The organism is Candidatus Pantoea bituminis (genome assembly GCF_018842675.1).
GTDB lineage: Bacteria > Pseudomonadota > Gammaproteobacteria > Enterobacterales > Enterobacteriaceae > Pantoea > Pantoea phytostimulans.
Genome location: NZ_JAGTWO010000004.1, coordinates 1,353,129 through 1,368,279 on the forward strand (window position 1 = coordinate 1,353,129; position 15,151 = coordinate 1,368,279).

At 51.8% G+C, this 15,151-nt stretch carries 23 protein-coding genes and 1 pseudogene; all 24 read left to right on the forward strand.

Features of this window, described 5'->3' with window-relative positions:
* Window positions 1-45 precede the first annotated feature (45 nt).
* Window positions 46-228: a DUF4222 domain-containing protein gene (locus tag KQP84_RS10025; protein WP_215846359.1), complete on the forward strand. Its 183-nt coding sequence runs from the start codon at window positions 46-48 to the stop codon at window positions 226-228.
* Window positions 225-1,106 carry a conserved phage C-terminal domain-containing protein gene (locus tag KQP84_RS10030; protein ID WP_215846360.1) on the forward strand — a complete coding sequence of 294 codons (882 nt, stop codon included), beginning with the start codon at window positions 225-227 and terminating at the stop codon, window positions 1,104-1,106. Before KQP84_RS10025 ends, KQP84_RS10030 begins: the two co-directional genes overlap by 4 nt.
* A gap of 11 nt (window positions 1,107-1,117) precedes the next feature.
* A complete protein-coding gene (locus KQP84_RS10035; RefSeq protein WP_215846361.1) occupies window positions 1,118-1,549 on the forward strand; it encodes a PerC family transcriptional regulator in 432 nt (143 codons plus the stop codon).
* A 115-nt stretch (window positions 1,550-1,664) separates the two neighbouring features.
* Entirely contained in the window at window positions 1,665-2,978 is a 1,314-nt protein-coding gene (locus KQP84_RS10040; RefSeq protein WP_215846362.1) for a ParB/RepB/Spo0J family partition protein, read from the forward strand.
* Window positions 2,975-3,340, forward strand: a complete 366-nt coding sequence (locus tag KQP84_RS10045; protein ID WP_215846363.1) for a RusA family crossover junction endodeoxyribonuclease — start codon at window positions 2,975-2,977, stop codon at window positions 3,338-3,340. Before KQP84_RS10040 ends, KQP84_RS10045 begins: the two co-directional genes overlap by 4 nt.
* A gap of 147 nt (window positions 3,341-3,487) precedes the next feature.
* On the forward strand, window positions 3,488-4,372 hold the full coding sequence (locus tag KQP84_RS10050) for an ORF6N domain-containing protein (RefSeq protein ID WP_252515252.1): 885 nt from the start codon (window positions 3,488-3,490) through the stop codon (window positions 4,370-4,372).
* Window positions 4,369-5,385, forward strand: a complete 1,017-nt coding sequence (locus KQP84_RS10055) for a DUF968 domain-containing protein (protein WP_215846364.1) — start codon at window positions 4,369-4,371, stop codon at window positions 5,383-5,385. Before KQP84_RS10050 ends, KQP84_RS10055 begins: the two co-directional genes overlap by 4 nt.
* Window positions 5,386-5,406: 21 nt before the next feature.
* Complete coding sequence (locus KQP84_RS10060) at window positions 5,407-5,823, forward strand: antiterminator Q family protein (RefSeq protein WP_215846366.1); 417 nt, start codon at window positions 5,407-5,409, stop codon at window positions 5,821-5,823.
* A gap of 573 nt (window positions 5,824-6,396) precedes the next feature.
* Window positions 6,397-6,639 carry a phage holin gene (locus KQP84_RS10065; RefSeq protein WP_215846368.1) on the forward strand — a complete coding sequence of 81 codons (243 nt, stop codon included), beginning with the start codon at window positions 6,397-6,399 and terminating at the stop codon, window positions 6,637-6,639.
* 3 nt (window positions 6,640-6,642) lie between these two features.
* A complete protein-coding gene (locus tag KQP84_RS10070; RefSeq protein ID WP_279233913.1) occupies window positions 6,643-7,152 on the forward strand; it encodes a lysozyme in 510 nt (169 codons plus the stop codon).
* Window positions 7,136-7,606 carry a lysis protein gene (locus tag KQP84_RS10075; protein WP_215846369.1) on the forward strand — a complete coding sequence of 157 codons (471 nt, stop codon included), beginning with the start codon at window positions 7,136-7,138 and terminating at the stop codon, window positions 7,604-7,606. Before KQP84_RS10070 ends, KQP84_RS10075 begins: the two co-directional genes overlap by 17 nt.
* 12 nt (window positions 7,607-7,618) lie before the next feature.
* On the forward strand, window positions 7,619-7,855 hold the full coding sequence (locus tag KQP84_RS10080) for an Acb2/Tad1 domain-containing protein (RefSeq protein ID WP_215846370.1): 237 nt from the start codon (window positions 7,619-7,621) through the stop codon (window positions 7,853-7,855).
* A 252-nt stretch (window positions 7,856-8,107) separates the two neighbouring features.
* Complete coding sequence (locus KQP84_RS10085) at window positions 8,108-8,341, forward strand: hypothetical protein (protein ID WP_215846372.1); 234 nt, start codon at window positions 8,108-8,110, stop codon at window positions 8,339-8,341.
* Window positions 8,342-8,404: 63 nt separating this feature from the next.
* Complete coding sequence (locus KQP84_RS10090; RefSeq protein ID WP_215846374.1) at window positions 8,405-8,635, forward strand: hypothetical protein; 231 nt, start codon at window positions 8,405-8,407, stop codon at window positions 8,633-8,635.
* Window positions 8,636-8,780: 145 nt separating this feature from the next.
* Window positions 8,781-9,071, forward strand: coding sequence for an HNH endonuclease (locus KQP84_RS10095; RefSeq protein WP_215846376.1), 291 nt, complete (start codon window positions 8,781-8,783; stop codon window positions 9,069-9,071).
* A gap of 12 nt (window positions 9,072-9,083) precedes the next feature.
* Window positions 9,084-9,293, forward strand: a complete 210-nt coding sequence (locus KQP84_RS10100; protein WP_215846378.1) for a serine acetyltransferase — start codon at window positions 9,084-9,086, stop codon at window positions 9,291-9,293.
* 180 nt (window positions 9,294-9,473) lie between these two features.
* Window positions 9,474-9,908: a hypothetical protein gene (locus KQP84_RS10105; RefSeq protein WP_215846379.1), complete on the forward strand. Its 435-nt coding sequence runs from the start codon at window positions 9,474-9,476 to the stop codon at window positions 9,906-9,908.
* 12 nt (window positions 9,909-9,920) lie between these two features.
* Window positions 9,921-11,453, forward strand: coding sequence for a terminase large subunit (locus KQP84_RS10110; RefSeq protein WP_215846381.1), 1,533 nt, complete (start codon window positions 9,921-9,923; stop codon window positions 11,451-11,453).
* Between the two features lies 1 nt (window position 11,454).
* Window positions 11,455-12,731, forward strand: a pseudogene (locus KQP84_RS10115) (phage portal protein).
* Between the two features lie 17 nt (window positions 12,732-12,748).
* Window positions 12,749-13,417 carry an HK97 family phage prohead protease gene (locus tag KQP84_RS10120; RefSeq protein WP_215846383.1) on the forward strand — a complete coding sequence of 223 codons (669 nt, stop codon included), beginning with the start codon at window positions 12,749-12,751 and terminating at the stop codon, window positions 13,415-13,417.
* A gap of 11 nt (window positions 13,418-13,428) precedes the next feature.
* Complete coding sequence (locus KQP84_RS10125; RefSeq protein ID WP_215846384.1) at window positions 13,429-14,595, forward strand: phage major capsid protein; 1,167 nt, start codon at window positions 13,429-13,431, stop codon at window positions 14,593-14,595.
* A 19-nt stretch (window positions 14,596-14,614) separates the two neighbouring features.
* Window positions 14,615-14,866: a hypothetical protein gene (locus KQP84_RS10130; protein WP_215848372.1), complete on the forward strand. Its 252-nt coding sequence runs from the start codon at window positions 14,615-14,617 to the stop codon at window positions 14,864-14,866.
* Window positions 14,835-15,038 (forward strand): head-tail connector protein, encoded by a 204-nt coding sequence (locus KQP84_RS10135; protein WP_252515391.1) that lies wholly within the window; start codon window positions 14,835-14,837, stop codon window positions 15,036-15,038. Before KQP84_RS10130 ends, KQP84_RS10135 begins: the two co-directional genes overlap by 32 nt.
* On the forward strand, window positions 15,026-15,139 hold the full coding sequence (locus tag KQP84_RS10140) for a head-tail connector protein (protein WP_215846387.1): 114 nt from the start codon (window positions 15,026-15,028) through the stop codon (window positions 15,137-15,139). Before KQP84_RS10135 ends, KQP84_RS10140 begins: the two co-directional genes overlap by 13 nt.
* Window positions 15,140-15,151 lie beyond the last annotated feature (12 nt).

The following is a 15,151-nucleotide window of genomic DNA, read 5'->3' on the forward strand; positions in this document are numbered from 1 at the left end:
TTGGAAAGCTTTCTATAGCCGCCCGGCTGACTCAGGGGTGCTCTGATGGAAAACGAAATCATTAAACCATGGGTGGAGCGCTATACCGATCCTCGTGGCGTGATGGTTGAGACAGTTGGTGTTGATGTCGTTAACCACCGGGTCATCTATATGCGCCCGAACTATCCCCATCAGTGCATGCAGCCTCGTGCTTTGTTTAATCAGAAGTTCAGGAAGGTGGCGTCATGAGCCTGTTACTCAAGGTTAAGCCTCTGGTTATAAGCCCAATGCTGGCGGAGCGAATTGGCCTGAATGAGGCCATTGTCCTACAGCAGATTTGCTACTGGCTGGAAGACACCAATTCCGGTGTTGATCATGAAGGTAAGCGGTGGGTTTACAACACTATCGACGAGTGGACTGAGCAGTTTCCCTTCTGGTCTACAGACACGGTTAAGCGCTCTCTGACTTCACTGAAAAAGCGCGGACTTATTGATGTGAAACAGCTCAATAAAAAGCAGCATGACCGCACTAATTTTTACTCAATTAACCACGCAAACCCTTTGTTATCCGATGAGGGCAATTTGCCCTCATCGAAGGGTGCAACTTGCACCAATCGAGAAGAGCAACCTGCACCCATCGAAAAGGGCAGTCTGCACCCATCCATGAGGGCAAGTTGCCCTGTTCTTACAGAGAATACAACAGAGAGTACTACAGAGATTACATCAACCCCTTCTTGTCAGGTTGCGTCGCAACCCGACCGGGAAGTTGTGATCAATGACTCTGCTAAAAAGGTTCTAACCCACCTGAACCAAACAACCGGGATTAAATTCCAATTTAGCCGTTCATCACTGGAAAATATTCGGGGCCGACTGGCGGAAGGCTACAAACCTGCCGAGCTGATGCTGGTGGTTGATTACAAGCATGAGCACTGGCGCAACACAGAGCAGGCTCAATACCTTCGCCCGGCAACATTGTTCATTCCCAAAAACTTCCCTGGCTATCTCCTGTCAGCGACCAAATGGGATAAGTCAGGCCGACCACCATGCGTGAACGGCAAATGGCAGCGCGATGTAATGGCTGTATCCGAAGTCGATAAAGAAACGCCTCATGGTTTTCGTGGAGCATAACAGGAGTAAACATGATGAATATTGAAGCAATGATTGTGACGCACCTGTTAGCCAACCCGGGGCAGACAACGGCGCAGCTGGCTAAGTCTACCGATGTCCGTCGTATTCAGGTGAGCAAGTCTATTGGCATCCTGACACTTATCGGCGATGTCTTCCGCGATAACCAGTGCCGTTACTTTGTGTCTGAGCCAGCCAGTGAAGGTGATGACAGCTTTTCATTACTGAGCAATAAGGCTTATCGCCTTGAAGAAAAGAAGCTCTGGCGTCGTGCTGCGGAAGTCTGGCTGCGTGCAATGGATTCAACCCGCAAAGAGGGGCTGCGTCAAAAGGCCGTTCTGCGCCGTACGCACTGCATCGTGATGGGTTCGGTACGCTGCGAACGCTACGCCGGAATAAACAGCGGACGGGTCAGTGAGAGCAATCTTCGCGAGGTTATCAGATGAATAACCGGTTGATGCACCACTACGAACTGAACGTTGTTTTTTACCAAAGCATTCGCACTGCGGCACTAATGATTACCGCGCTGATTATTGTCCTGGCATGGGAGCTGAAAACAGCATGAGCACACTGGCAAAGATTTACGACGACAAGAAGAATACTGATACCAACATCACTACCCGCAAAACTTATTTGCTGGGCGTTGATGAACTTTACGTCGAAAATAATTACAACATCCGGGAGATTGACCAGACCCACGTCGAGGAATTCCGCGACGCTTTTATCGCTGGTGAGCACGTGCCTCCGCTGGCTGTTAAGGTCACGGAGAAGGGCATCAAGATTATCGACGGCCATCACCGCTACTACGGCGCGAAGCTGGCTCAGGCAGCAGGGTATGAACTGCGCCTTGAGTGCAAGGACTTCGTGGGTAGTGAAGCTGACAGCGTGGCGTTCATGGTCACCAGTAGTCAGGGTCGCGCTTTGTTGCCGCTTGAACGTGCAGCCGCATATCAGCGCCTGATTAATCAGGGGTTAGAGCCATCCGAAATCGCCACTAAGGTTAAGCGTTCGATCACCGACGTTGAGCAACACCTGCAACTACTGACCGTTGGCGAACCGCTGATTGAAATGGTGAAGGCTGGAGAAGTGGCCGCAACCACAGCTATTGCCATGCAGCGTGAACACGGCGTGAAAGCATCAACTGTTGCCCAGGAGCAGATGCAGAAGGCCAAAGCCGCAGGCAAGAAGAAGCTGACTAAAGCAGACGCTATGCCACAGTTCAGCGCAGCCAAAGCACGCCGCCTGTTAGAACTGCTCAGTGTGTCCGATATGGATAACGTAGAGGATGGTGCGTTTGCTCTCTATGTCGGAAAAGATCGCCGCGAAGAAGTTTTGGCAATCATCAATGAGTACCGCGAAGGGATGCCGCAGGCGTTCAAAGAAGCAGAGCAGCCGCAGCAGGATTGCGGCGATGAACTACCGCTGACCCGTCAGGACATCCTTGAGCAGAGTGGCGTTGAAACATGGGCCTGTGCCATTGCCTGCTTCGGACTCAAACCCGAATACAGTTTCACAGAGTCGAAATACGCGCACGCATGGGCCTCAGATTCAGTCGAAGCGCCAGAGATGATGGTTGTACCAGCCGATACCATTACAAAGGCTCTACGCCTCATTAAAGAGCATGAGGATAACCTTGAGCTGAAGCTCTGGATTGCTGACCAGTTTGAAGAGCCAGACAGTGAGGGTACCCATTTTCAACGTTTCTCATCGGTACTGATTGAAACCCGCCTGGATAAGCCGTGCACGGTTCAGGAATTCACCGCGCTGGTGAAGCAAACGGATCGTGAATGCTGGTCAAACATTCGCATGCTGCGTCAGGCAGTTCGTGAGGTAGCCGGGCAGATGACCATTCCAGATGAAGGGGAGGCTGCATGAAGTTAACCCTGCCGTTCCCTCCAAGCGTAAACGGCTACTGGCGGGCAACGAGTACAGGTATGAAAATTAGCGCCTCCGGGCGCTCTTTTCGCATCAATGCCTTTGCCGCCGTTATGGAACAGTTAAAGCGCCTACCTCAGCCCATTACAGTGAACGTTGAAGTTAACGTGCTGCTGTTCCCACCTGACAAGCGTCCTCGTGACCTTGATAACTACCTCAAAGCCCTGTTCGACAGCCTGACGCATGCTCGTGTATGGGGTGATGACCGGCAGATAAAGCGATTCACTGTAGAGTGGGGCGAGCAGACCAAAAAGGGCAAGGCTGAGGTAACCATCAAGCCATTTGTAGCAGTGGCGGCATGAGGGCCGCACCTGGTTACATGAACAGTAAAAGTGGTTATAGTAAAAGGGCTTACTGGCGAATTGCAGTCGCCACAGGCAAAGGTTGGTCCCGTTCATTTGCAGATGATGGGGCGGGACCGGTTAAAAACAGTGTGTGGAGAAGAGAACATGCCAAATCAGGTAATGGGCGTAGCTACGCCTGCATCAAACTCAGTAATCCTTTCATCAAGCACCTCATTAAGCGTGCCTGTCATCATGTACCGAGAGCAGCGGGTGATCACAACTGACCTTCTCGCTAAAGGTTATGGTGCCGATTCAAAAAGTATTCACATGAACCTCATGAGAAATGGCACTCGCTTCGAAGAGGGGCGTCACTATTTCATGCTTAAGGGCGACCAGCTCCGTGACTTTAAGAACCTACCCACTGTTAGTGGTGTGGTTGATAAACGCACAAGCCAGCTGATTCTCTGGACCGAGAAGGGCGCAGCCCGAATGTCAAAGATCGTCGATACGGACGAAGCATGGTCATTCTACGAAAAGCTTGAGGAAAGCTACTTCAGCCTGCGTGAAGTCCATGGCGTGATGCTGCCTGATATCTCTGACCCGATTAAGCTGGCTCGTGCATGGGCTGATGCAATGGAAGCCAAACAACAGGCTGAAGTGCTGACTCACCGACAGGCACAGTATATCGATCACCTTGAGAACCTGTTCAGTGATGGCCTGTCACCCGTTCAGTTCTGCAAACGCCTGAACGGTGTCAATACCAGCAAGATAAGCGCCTGGCTTCAGGATGCAAACTGGCTCTATGACGATAACCCTAATGGCAACCATGCGCAGTGGCGTGTTCGTTCTCAGGCCCGTGATAAATATCTGACCGAGAAAAGCAGCAAGATTAACCCAACGTCAGCGGCAAGCTTCACTACTCACCAGCCGGTACTGCTTCGTGATGGTGCTGTCTGGCTTTACCGGAAGTACCTCAAAGGCCAGATGCCAATGAAAAAGTCATGGAATGGGGAGTATACCCACGACAAAGAGCTGGCAGGTAACGCATGAGGGCACTACTTACACCTGAAATCGCACCGCGCACAGGGATTGTGCTGCTTAAGCCTGGCTCAGACTTGCTTCACCTGTTCCGTAACCGCGTTCTGGTCTGCACACCGACACCGGACATGGAAGACCTGCCATCTGGCCGCATCAATGACGGCACACAGCCATTACTGGACGAAACATCGTTAGAGCCATTCTTTAGCCATGAACGCGTAATCAAAGCTGCTGGTGGGATGAATGCACTGGCGGCTTTCGTCCGTACCTTTGAGTGTTGCCAGCTGCATGATGCGAAAACGTGGCATCACCACGAATATACGCTGCTTGAGACCGAAATCGGCCTGGTGTCATTGTGTTATAGCCATGATAATGAACTCCGGGAAAACGGCATTCCGCTGTCAGTTGAAAACATAGCTAAAAGCAATATGGCGCTATGGATCATCAGAACTGCCAGTTATGAACTGGGCCTGACGGGTGAGCATCATTTAACGCTGCCTGAACTGTGCTGGTGGGCATCCCTGAATGACGTAATTGACCTGATATCGGAGGCACCGGCAAGGCGCGTTCTCCGCATGCCAAAGGACAAAGCAGGCACAGGCACGCTAAAAGAGTCTTTCATCGCACCAGAGCGACTTGCAACCGAAGTAATTCAGGATGCCGCGCTGGTGGTCAAAAAGATTATCAGCCTTCACGCCGATCCTGAGTCGCCGGAATCATTCATGAAACGCCCCAAGCGTAAGCGCTGGGAAAGTACGACGTATACGCGGTGGGTTAAGTCACAGAAGTGTGCATGCTGCGGCACGCAGGCAGACGACCCGCATCACATCATCGGACACGGGCAGGGAGGAATGGGCACCAAGGCGCATGATTTATTTGTGATACCGCTATGCAGAGCGCATCACGATGAACTGCACCGGGATATGAAAGCGTTTGAAGAAAAATTTGGCAGTCAGATTGAACTGCTGTTCAGGTTCCTCGATCACGCGATTGCAGTCGGTGTGATTGGGACAGACAAAAAATAAAGTGTGTGGAGAGGATTAACTATGCGTGACATGTCACAGGTATTAGAGCGTTGGGGTGTATGGGCAGCAAGCGGCAAGACGAATGTCGGCTATCCACGTATTGCAGCAGGGCTTTCACGGTTACTTCCAGCCAGCCGGGCCGGTAAGCCTTCCTGCTGCGATGATGACGGTATGTTCATCAACGAGGCCATGATACGGCTATTTAAGAGTGATGAGCACCTTTGTGCACTGGTTGAGTGGTACTACATCGACAGACTGCCGTTACGGGCGCTGGAAAAGAAATGCGGGGTCTCTTACAACACGGTTTCCCTGCGTATTCAGAAAGCAGAAAGCTTTATTGATGGTTGTCTCAGTGCGCTGAATATCACCCTTGAAATGGATCGTGAGTGCAAAAAAGAAAATATCGTCACACCAGTGATGAAAAGGGTTGTGTCATGACAAAACCAGCTTTAATCTGCTATGAGTTGTCACTACGCACTGACACATAACATTCTAAACCTCGCCAACCGGCGGGGTTTTTTTATGCGCCATTAGCAGAATCAGGATTATCAGATTAAGGCCTGTCACATAAATGTTACTGTTGTTTAGTTGCTGCTAATCCTCCTAAGCGGTGGGGCGCAAACGGTCTTCATGGCTAAAGCTGTGGGTAATCGAGCGCAAGTCGGTTTGACCGTTCAATGGCTTACTGGGAGGCACCCGGAGCAGTAGCTTTAACTCAGCCACACCCTCTACATTCTCTGCTTTATAGCGAATTTACGGTGTGGCTGCTTTAAAAGCTATTCAGTCTCAACTGGGAACAGAAACACCTGAGATAGCAAATCAACCCTGTTGCCGACGGGCAAGGTAGTTACCGCTATAGCGTCAGGGTCCAATACAAAGAGGTCGCCATCAGAGCGGCCTTTTTTCGTTTTTGCGCACGCCAAACAGTCTCCACACACACTTTTGACGCCGTGGCGTTGCGCATCTTTTCTAAGACTACAAACAGCACCGACCGTTATCACGGAGGTGTATATGAGTATCGATATGAGCAAACTGGCATCAGGCGCGGCTTACGGCGCATCAGCCGGGACGATTGCCAACGGTCTTTTGACCAGGCTGAGCCCCGATGAATGGAGTGCTGTTGGCGTTCTGGCCGGTATTCTGGTCGCGCTACTGACGCTCGGTATCAACTGGTATTACAAACGCAAAGCAACACTCGCGCAGATTCAGGCGCTTCAACGCTGGCCTACCGCACCAGACCTGACTGAGGAATAAACTATGGGGATGTCAAACAGCCTGCGCAACACGCTAATAGCTGCTGCGGGCGGCGGCTCCATGCTTATCGCCACAGTATTTCTTGGTGGTAAAGATGGAGTAGAGGGTCGGGTTTATGAGCCTTACAAAGATATAGTTGGTGTCTGGACAGTCTGTGATGGTCATACCGGAACCGACATCATCAAGGGCAAGAAGTACACCGACCGAGAATGTGATCGACTGTTATGGAATGACCTTCAGCCGGTTAAGAAGTCTGTAGACAGCATGGTCAGGATTCCTTTGGGCGAGTATCAACGGGCAGCACTCTATAGCTTCACTTACAACGTTGGTTCAAGTGCTTTCTCAAAATCAACGCTCCTGAAAAAGCTTAACGCTGGTGATGTTGATGGTGCGTGTGAAGAGCTTCGCCGCTGGATTTACGCTGGCGGACAGAAATGGCGCGGCCTGATGAACCGTCGCGACATGGAGCGTTCAATGTGTCTGGCGGAAAGCAAAGATGACCTTAAAGGCTAAGACTTCAATATTTCCCGCTCTGGTGGCTGTTATAGCAATCGTGACAGCCACGTCAGTAGCTCTTTATTACCGTGGCAACGCCATTGATTACAAAGCTCAGCGAGATAAATCCAAAGACGCGCTGGAGCTGGCGAACGCCACTATCAGTGACATGCAGACACGCCAGCGAAATGTTGCTGCGTTAGATGCGAAATACACACAGGAACTAGCGGATGCTAAAGCGACTATCGATCTGCTTCATGACGACGTTATTGCTGGCAAGCGTCGGTTGCAGCTCAACGCAACCTGCCCGGAACAATCCTCCACCGGCTCCGCCAGCCTGGATGATGCAGCCAGCCCCCGACTTACTGACTCCGCTCAACGGGATTATTTCACCCTTAGAGAGCGTATCGAAACAGCCGGAAAGCAGATAGCCGGGTTGCAAGAATATATCAATGAGCAATGTCTAAATTAAGCAGAGGAAGGTATGAGCGAAGCAAAGCCGCAGGATGGCAGTACCGTAAAGGGTTATCGAACATTAACGCCTGGCGATATTGAAGTGATGAACCGACTGAAAGATGTGAGCCGCCACTTTCTGAATCTGCTGGACACATCAAAAGAAACTGGTGCAGACCCGCGCTGGATTGCCATGGCTAAAACGGAGATGCAGAGAGCTTGCATGTTCGCCTGTCGAGCAGTGGCTCAGCCAGATGACGATTGCTAATCATCCCAAGGCGCATTTACGAGTGTGCCTGATGATGAAAAAAGTGGCCCATCCCTGGACCAAGACATGGTAGGAGTTCATTCTGTTTTTAGGTTTTACATAAAATAAATTAGCTAACGCTCAGGCGACAACAAGCGTAAGCGGTTGCTTTTTTATGCGATTAAGAATGCTCCGACAAGGGATAACGGTTAGCCACGCTTTGAAGCGTCGCGAAGCTGGTATAATCGCACCTCAATAAAAAAGAGGTGGTTTATGTTAGATCCTAAGCCGTGCTTTATGGTGCTTGCCTATGATTCAAATGATATGCCAGGAAATTGCAAAGATATTATGGGCTACGCCCGTAACACAGAAGAAGTCGAAAGGCTTATACATACAGCTAAAAATAACGCGCTTTATTCGTATGACCACATTGAAACTGTCGATGCTCATTTAGACAAAGTTTTAATAACCATTCGTCGGAACAAAGATCAAGAATGGCATTCATAAAGTTCACAAAATGAATGTGATGTCAGACTAACCGCCTCCGGGCGGTTTTTTATTGGAGTGAATATGACATATCAAACCGAACAGCAACGTAAGCGCCAGCGTGAGGAAGAAGAACGCCGTCGCCGTCATCAAAGCAACACTGGCTCAAGCAGCGACCTTATGAACCCGCTAAACCCAATCAGCCCTATTTACGTCGGTAACGACTACAGCAGCTCAGGCAGCTCCGATTCATGCAGTGGCAGCTATGACTCAGGCAGTTCGTCCGACAGTGGCGGCAGTTGCAGTAGCGATTAACACAGGCCGCCTTTCGAGGTGGTTTTATTTTGTTCTGAAAACTGCATTCACTGAGTTCACTTTTCAGCATAAACACAATGAATCATCGGCTGGTGGTCTCACCATTGCCGAGGATGAAATTCATCTGACCAGCAGGAAATGCTGAATGGCTAGCAATTCACCCTGGCACAACCTCTATAACACGAAGCGCTGGTATCGCCTGCGCTATCACCAGCTTCAGAAGCAGCCACTATGCGAGTTTCACCTCAGACGTAATCAGGTGATATCCGCATCCATCGTTGACCACGTCAAACCTCACAAGGGTGATGACGCACTGTTTCATGATCCCGACAACCTCCAGAGCTTATGCAAGCGCTGCCACGACTCAGTGAAGCAACGCATGGAGAAGGGTGGAACAGTGACGGAGTTCGACGATGAAGGCCGTGTTATCTGGTAACAGGAGCATCGAATGAAAAACCTTAAGATTGAATACCGCGACGGTAAGCTGATTGAGTTCAGCATTGATGGCATACAGTTCAATTCAGTAACAGCAATCGGGTTCAGCCATGAAGTTGGCGAGTCACTGCCATCAGTCAGCATGTCACTCCCGCTTGGGGTCGGGAAAACGCTGGTCCCTGCCAGCCTGTCTCGTGAAAACCTGCAATTCATCGAGAAATGAGATTGGTTAGCATTTGCGTTGGGGTTGGCTCACCATTTTGGTGCATCTTGATGTAAATGAGAAATATTATCATTTAAAATTTGCGCGGTATGGGGGGAGGGCAAAAACTTCAGGCCCAAAACCACCAAGACCGCGCCCTCAGTCTTTTTTTAAAAACGTCCAGAAAAAAAGGAAAAAGTAATGGCACAGCGAGGCAGAAAGTCTCTGGCTGCGACCTCTGCTGTCTCGCTACCGGCACTGGCTGAAAGCAGGTTGCAGCCGTCCGTTCATCTCAGCGACCCGGAAATAAATGTCTGGGTCCGGCTCGTTAATGACAACCCGGCAAACTCATTCACTGAAACGCATCGCGACATGATGGAGATGTACTGTCGCCATGTGGTGCAGTCCCGTTTGCTCACCACTCAAATCGAAGATTTTGAAATGGAGTGGCTGTCACGGGAAGACGGACTTAAGCGCTATGACAAATTGCTGACGATGCGTGAGCGGGAAGTGCGTTCGGCATCTTCTCTGGCAACGCGTCTGAGAATTACCCGGCAGGCAACCGCCGATCCTAAAACGGTGGGCCGTGCAAACAACAATCTTGCGCGAGATAAAAAGCCCTGGGAGATTGATTGAGGCTTTTAGCTGATGGTTAAAAAAATTCTGACAAGAGCCGAAAGAAATATTGCCTGGTGTGAAAAGCACATCCTGATCCCGGAAGGAAAGTTTGTCGGTCAGCCGCTGAAGATGGCGCCCTTTATGAAGGATGACTTCAGGGCAATCTTTGACAACGTGCACGGCACGCGTCGCGGGATCATAACGCGGGGGCGCAAGAACGCCAAAACGGTTGAAACCGCCATGCTGATGCTGCTCTATCTAGTAGGGCCGGAGGCCGCGCACAACTCCCAGCTTTATTCCGCAGCTCGCTCCCGCGATCAGGCCGCAATCCTGTTTAATCTGGCTTCGAAAATGTGCCGCATGAACCCAACGCTCATGCAGTACGTGGCTATCAAGGATTCGGCAAAAGAGATTCACTGCCCTGATCTGGGGTCTTACTACCGCGCACTGAGTGCTGAAGCCACCACGGCCTACGGTTTTTCTCCCCGGTTTGTTGCTCATGATGAGCTGGGTCAGGTACGTGGCCCACGCGATCCTCTTTATGAGGCACTGGAAACGGCTACCGCCGCGCAGGAAAACCCGATTTCCATCATCATCAGTACGCAGGCACCTGATGCAAGCGACCTGCTCAGCCTGCTGATTGATGACGGTCTGACCGGCGCTGACCCGCGAACGGTGGTCAGGATAGATACCGCGCCGGAAGATATTGATCCGTTTTCGGTTGAGGCCATCCGCTTAGCCAACCCGGCGTTTGACGTGTTCATGAATCAGCAGGAAGTGCTGGACATGGCTGCGAGCGCCAAACGCCTGCCATCACGTCAGGCAGAGTTTGAAAACCTCGTCCTTAACCGCCGCGTTGAAGCAAAAAGCCCGTTTGTCAGCCAGACGGTCTGGCACATGAACAAGGAAGAGCCGGACGATCTGACCGGTAAAACCGTATGGGGAGGTCTTGACCTGTCAAGCGTGTCTGACCTTACGGCTCTGATTCTGACGTCAGCTAAAGGCGATGTGCACAGTAAGTTCTGGTTGCCTGCTGAAGGGCTGGCTGACAAGGCCCGTAATGACCGCGTGCCTTATGATATCTGGGCAAAACAGGGCTATCTAAACACCACGCCGGGTAAAGCTATTGAGTATGCCTTTATCGCAAAAGAGCTGAGAAAACTTTTTGATAACTGCAACGTCAGGGCAATCGCCTTTGACAGATACAACATGCGTTTCCTTCGTCCGCACCTGATTGATGCCGGGTTTACCGAAGCAGAGCTGGAACGCTTCGTGGAGTTCGGGCAGGGCTTTGTTTCTATGTCCCCGGCACTCCGCGAGCTGGAAACAAAACTTCTTGGCGCTCAGTTGAAGCACGGTAATCATCCGATTCTGGAAATGTGCGCCAAAAACGCAACGGTCATTACCGATCCCGCAGGCAACCGCAAGTTTGTGAAGGGTAAATCCAGCGGCAGGATCGACGGCATGGTTGCGCTGGCGATGTCCATTGGCGCGCAGAACAGTGACGAGGTGGAAGAGCAGGGCGACGTTGACGACTTCATTTACAACTTTTTGAGCGTTTAAAATGGCAGATACCGATTACAGCATTGACCTGCGAACGCGGTCGCCTTTCTGGGCGCGTATGGCTTCCATCCTGACCGGTGGCCGACTGGTCTCCCTGACAGTGGTTCACAGATGGCAGGCACATCGGCTCACGGCACCGTGGGCGAGTCCGTTGTTACTGATGAGCGCAACATGCAAATCAGTACGGTCTGGGCCTGCATCCGGCTTATCTCGACCGTGACAGCTTCGCTGCCGCTTGACGTATACGAAACCGTTAACGACCAGCGCAAGAAGGTAGACAAGAGTAACCCGCTGGCAAAACTTCTTCGGTTCCGGCCCAACAACTTTATGACCGCGCTTGAGTTCCGCGAAGCCATGACGATGCAGCTTTGCGCCTACGGCAACGCTTACGCTCACGTTGAACGTAACAGTGTGGGAGATGTTATCAGCATAGTGCCGCTGATGAGCGCCAACATGGATGTCCGGCTCAGCGATAACGGTAAAGAGGTTATTTACCGCTACAAGCGCGACACGGAATACGCAGATTTCAAACCAAAAGAAATCTTCCACCTCAAAGGATTCGGCTTTAGCGGGCTGGTCGGGCTTTCTCCGTTAGCCTTCAGCGCGAAGTCAGCAGGCGTTGCTATTGCAATGGAAGACAATCAGCGGGAATTTTTTGCTAACGGCGCTAAATCACCTCAGATACTCATGACTGACGGAAGGGTGCTGACTAAAGAGCAGCGCGGTCAGCTTGAAGAAAACTTCAAAGAGATTGCGGGTGGGCCCGTCAAAAAACGCCTCTGGATTCTGGAAAGCGGTTTTACCACACAGTCCATCGGTATTTCCCCGCAGGATGCGCAGATGCTGGAGGCGAGAAAGTTTCAGGTTGCTGAGCTGGCGCGGTTCTATGGTGTTCCACCACATCTGGTAGGTGATGTCGAGAAAACCACATCATGGGGTAGCGGCATTGAGCAGCAGAACCTCGGATTCCTTCAGTACACCCTGAAGCCTTATCTGGATCGCTGGGAATACAGCATTGAGCGCTGGCTGGTGAAGGATTCGGATCAGGGCAGGATTCACGCTGAGCACAACCTTGACGGTCTGCTGCGGGGTGATTCTGCAAGCCGTGCCGCGTTTATGCAGGTCATGGTCAATACAGGCATTCGCACCATCAACGAAGTGCGCAGGCTCGACAATCTGCCACCGCTACCCGGTGGTGATGTCGCTACCCGGCAGTCCCAGAACATACCTATTACCGAACTCGGCACCAACAAAGAGCCCCGCACTGACGGGGCTTAATTTTTATGGGGGCTTCAATGCCGGACATTCAGAAAACACTGTCCTTTAACCAGGCAGAAATTAAGTTTGCAGGGGATGGCAGTCAGGGAATTTTTGAAGGCTATGCCTCCGTGTTCAACAACACCGATTCTGACGGCGACATCATCCTCCCCGGCGCGTTTAAAAACACGCTGGCTACGCAAAGTCGCAAGGTCGCGATGTTCTTCAACCACCGCACCTTTGAGGTGCCGGTGGGTAAGTGGGAAGCGCTGGAAGAAGACGATAAAGGGCTTTACGTCAAAGGTCAGCTGACGCCGGGGCTTAGCGCTTCATCTGACCTCAAAGCGGCCATGCAGCACGGCACCGTTGAGGGAATGTCTGTAGGTTTTTCGGTGACGAAAGATGATTACAGCATCGGTACTACCGGGATGATTTTCAAAAACATCTCCTACCTGCGGGAAATCAGCGTCTGCACGTTCCCGGCCAACGAGCTTGCTGGCGTATCCGCCATGAAAAGCATCGAAACCATCAAAACTATTCGCGACGCGGAGGCTTTCCTGAGGGATTCAGCAGGGCTTTCACGCGCAGAAGCACAGGCGTTTCTCGCCAGTGTTAAGTCCGCAGGTCGGAGCGAGTCCGGTAGCGGCGACATTGACGCGCTTGCACAGCGCATAACTTCCTTTGCCGCTAACCTGCGGAATGCTTAACGGAGCAATACATGTCTGAATTAACTGTACTTGAAAAAGCGATCGAGACCTCTCAGAAAGAAGTGAAAGAACTGATTGAGGCTCAGCGCAAATCCATCACCGAAAATGGTGAAATGAATCAGAAGCTTCAGCAGGACCTGAACAAGGCGCAGGACGAGCTGAAAACTACCGGCACGCGCCTGTTCGATCTGGAGCAGAAGCTGGCCGGGAACTCCCCGGATCAAACCGCACAGAAATCGTTTGCCGAGCGCGTATCCGAAGACCTGATCAAAGGCTGGGATGGCTCCCGCACGAAAGCGAAAGTGACCAGCTTTGATAAGGCGATTGGTTCTGGCTCTGCCTCTGCCGGTGGTCTCGTTCTGCCGCAGCAGAATGCGGGCATCCTGATGCCGGGTCTGCGTCGCCTGACGGTTCGTGACCTGCTGTCACAGGGCCGCATCTCCAGTAATGCGCTGGAATACGTGCGTGAAAATGTGTTTACCAACGCCGCCGCCCCGGTTGCTGAGGGCACGCTGAAGCCTGAAAGCAACATCACCTTCACCAAAGAAACGGCGAACGTGAAGACTATCGCGCACTGGATTCAGGCATCACGCCAGATTATGGATGATGCGCCAGCGCTTCAGTCCTACATCAACTCCCGCATGATGTACGGTCTGGCGTTGGTGGAAGAAAACCAGATGCTGAACGGTGACGGCACCGGTGACAACCTTCAGGGGCTGAACGTGGTCGCAAACGACTACGAAACGGCACTGAATGCGACCGGTGACACCGGGGCTGACGTGCTGGCGCACGCTATCTATCAGGTTTCGCTGAGCGAGTTTGAAGCGGACGGCATCGTGCTTAACCCGGCTGACTGGCACCGCATCGCGCTGCTGAAAGACGCCAACGGCAACTACATCCTTGGTGGTCCGCAGGCATATGCCTCAAAAGTTCTTTGGGGCCTGCCGGTTGTGTCAACCACGGCTCAGGCTGCGGGCACCTTCACCGTAGGTGCGTTCGGTCTGGCTTCTCAGGTGTGGGACCGCATGGATGCCACTGTCGAAATCAGCAATCAGGATCGCGATAACTTCGTGAAAAACATGCTGACCATCCTGTGTGAAGAGCGTCTGGCGCTGGCGCACTACCGTCCTGCCGCGATCGTGACCGGCGATATCACCGTTGCCGCTGGCGGCGCGTAACTGAAGGGCGCGGTCAGCAATGGCCGCGTTTACAGACATGAAAATTAAAGCACTTCGCATGTTCTCTCATTTCCACCTTGGCACGGTCTCGCAGGGTGAAGTGAAGGTGGTTAAAAAAGAAATCGGTGAGGCTCTGGTCGGGCTGAACCTGGCTGAAGCTGTGGAAGAAGAATCTAATGACGATTCGCCTTCCAGACCCGAAAAGAAAGGGGGCAAAGGTGGAAATAAGCCCGCAACAGATGGTGCTGGTAAAGAAGCATCTGAGAGTTGATCACGATGATGAAGACGACCTGATTGCAGGCTATGCGCAGGCATCAGTCGATTTCATTGAGCATTATTGTGACGGCACTCTGGTGGCGCAGCTTACGACCTCAGCAGAAGACGAAGAGCCTCCCCGCGAGGTTCTTTTTCTCCCGGCATCTGGCAGGCAATGCTTCTGCTGATCGGCCAGTACTACGCCAATCGTGAAGCATCAGCGCCGAATCAGACAGAAATTCCTTTCGGGGTAGAGGCGCTGTTGTTCCGACACCGCAAGTGGCACTGATGGCGTGCTCAG

What these genes read in the sequence shown, in the direction of transcription:
- KQP84_RS10120 (WP_215846383.1), top strand. Translation starts at nt 12,749, where the DNA reads ATGCCGGACATTCAGAAAACACTGTCCTTTAACCAGGCAGAAATTAAG.
- KQP84_RS10075 (WP_215846369.1), top strand. Translation starts at nt 7,136, where the DNA reads ATGACCTTAAAGGCTAAGACTTCAATATTTCCCGCTCTGGTGGCTGTT.
- KQP84_RS10035 (WP_215846361.1), top strand. Translation starts at nt 1,118, where the DNA reads ATGATGAATATTGAAGCAATGATTGTGACGCACCTGTTAGCCAACCCG.
- KQP84_RS10105 (WP_215846379.1), top strand. Translation starts at nt 9,474, where the DNA reads ATGGCACAGCGAGGCAGAAAGTCTCTGGCTGCGACCTCTGCTGTCTCG.
- KQP84_RS10090 (WP_215846374.1), top strand. Translation starts at nt 8,405, where the DNA reads ATGACATATCAAACCGAACAGCAACGTAAGCGCCAGCGTGAGGAAGAA.
- KQP84_RS10100 (WP_215846378.1), top strand. Translation starts at nt 9,084, where the DNA reads ATGAAAAACCTTAAGATTGAATACCGCGACGGTAAGCTGATTGAGTTC.
- KQP84_RS10025 (WP_215846359.1), top strand. Translation starts at nt 46, where the DNA reads ATGGAAAACGAAATCATTAAACCATGGGTGGAGCGCTATACCGATCCT.
- KQP84_RS10125 (WP_215846384.1), top strand. Translation starts at nt 13,429, where the DNA reads ATGTCTGAATTAACTGTACTTGAAAAAGCGATCGAGACCTCTCAGAAA.
- KQP84_RS10045 (WP_215846363.1), top strand. Translation starts at nt 2,975, where the DNA reads ATGAAGTTAACCCTGCCGTTCCCTCCAAGCGTAAACGGCTACTGGCGG.
- KQP84_RS10140 (WP_215846387.1), top strand. Translation starts at nt 15,026, where the DNA reads ATGCTTCTGCTGATCGGCCAGTACTACGCCAATCGTGAAGCATCAGCG.
- KQP84_RS10050 (WP_252515252.1), top strand. Translation starts at nt 3,488, where the DNA reads ATGCCAAATCAGGTAATGGGCGTAGCTACGCCTGCATCAAACTCAGTA.
- KQP84_RS10135 (WP_252515391.1), top strand. Translation starts at nt 14,835, where the DNA reads ATGGTGCTGGTAAAGAAGCATCTGAGAGTTGATCACGATGATGAAGAC.
- KQP84_RS10030 (WP_215846360.1), top strand. Translation starts at nt 225, where the DNA reads ATGAGCCTGTTACTCAAGGTTAAGCCTCTGGTTATAAGCCCAATGCTG.
- KQP84_RS10085 (WP_215846372.1), top strand. Translation starts at nt 8,108, where the DNA reads ATGTTAGATCCTAAGCCGTGCTTTATGGTGCTTGCCTATGATTCAAAT.
- KQP84_RS10080 (WP_215846370.1), top strand. Translation starts at nt 7,619, where the DNA reads ATGAGCGAAGCAAAGCCGCAGGATGGCAGTACCGTAAAGGGTTATCGA.
- KQP84_RS10070 (WP_279233913.1), top strand. Translation starts at nt 6,643, where the DNA reads ATGGGGATGTCAAACAGCCTGCGCAACACGCTAATAGCTGCTGCGGGC.
- KQP84_RS10065 (WP_215846368.1), top strand. Translation starts at nt 6,397, where the DNA reads ATGAGTATCGATATGAGCAAACTGGCATCAGGCGCGGCTTACGGCGCA.
- KQP84_RS10095 (WP_215846376.1), top strand. Translation starts at nt 8,781, where the DNA reads ATGGCTAGCAATTCACCCTGGCACAACCTCTATAACACGAAGCGCTGG.
- KQP84_RS10060 (WP_215846366.1), top strand. Translation starts at nt 5,407, where the DNA reads ATGCGTGACATGTCACAGGTATTAGAGCGTTGGGGTGTATGGGCAGCA.
- KQP84_RS10110 (WP_215846381.1), top strand. Translation starts at nt 9,921, where the DNA reads ATGGTTAAAAAAATTCTGACAAGAGCCGAAAGAAATATTGCCTGGTGT.
- KQP84_RS10040 (WP_215846362.1), top strand. Translation starts at nt 1,665, where the DNA reads ATGAGCACACTGGCAAAGATTTACGACGACAAGAAGAATACTGATACC.
- KQP84_RS10130 (WP_215848372.1), top strand. Translation starts at nt 14,615, where the DNA reads ATGGCCGCGTTTACAGACATGAAAATTAAAGCACTTCGCATGTTCTCT.
- KQP84_RS10055 (WP_215846364.1), top strand. Translation starts at nt 4,369, where the DNA reads ATGAGGGCACTACTTACACCTGAAATCGCACCGCGCACAGGGATTGTG.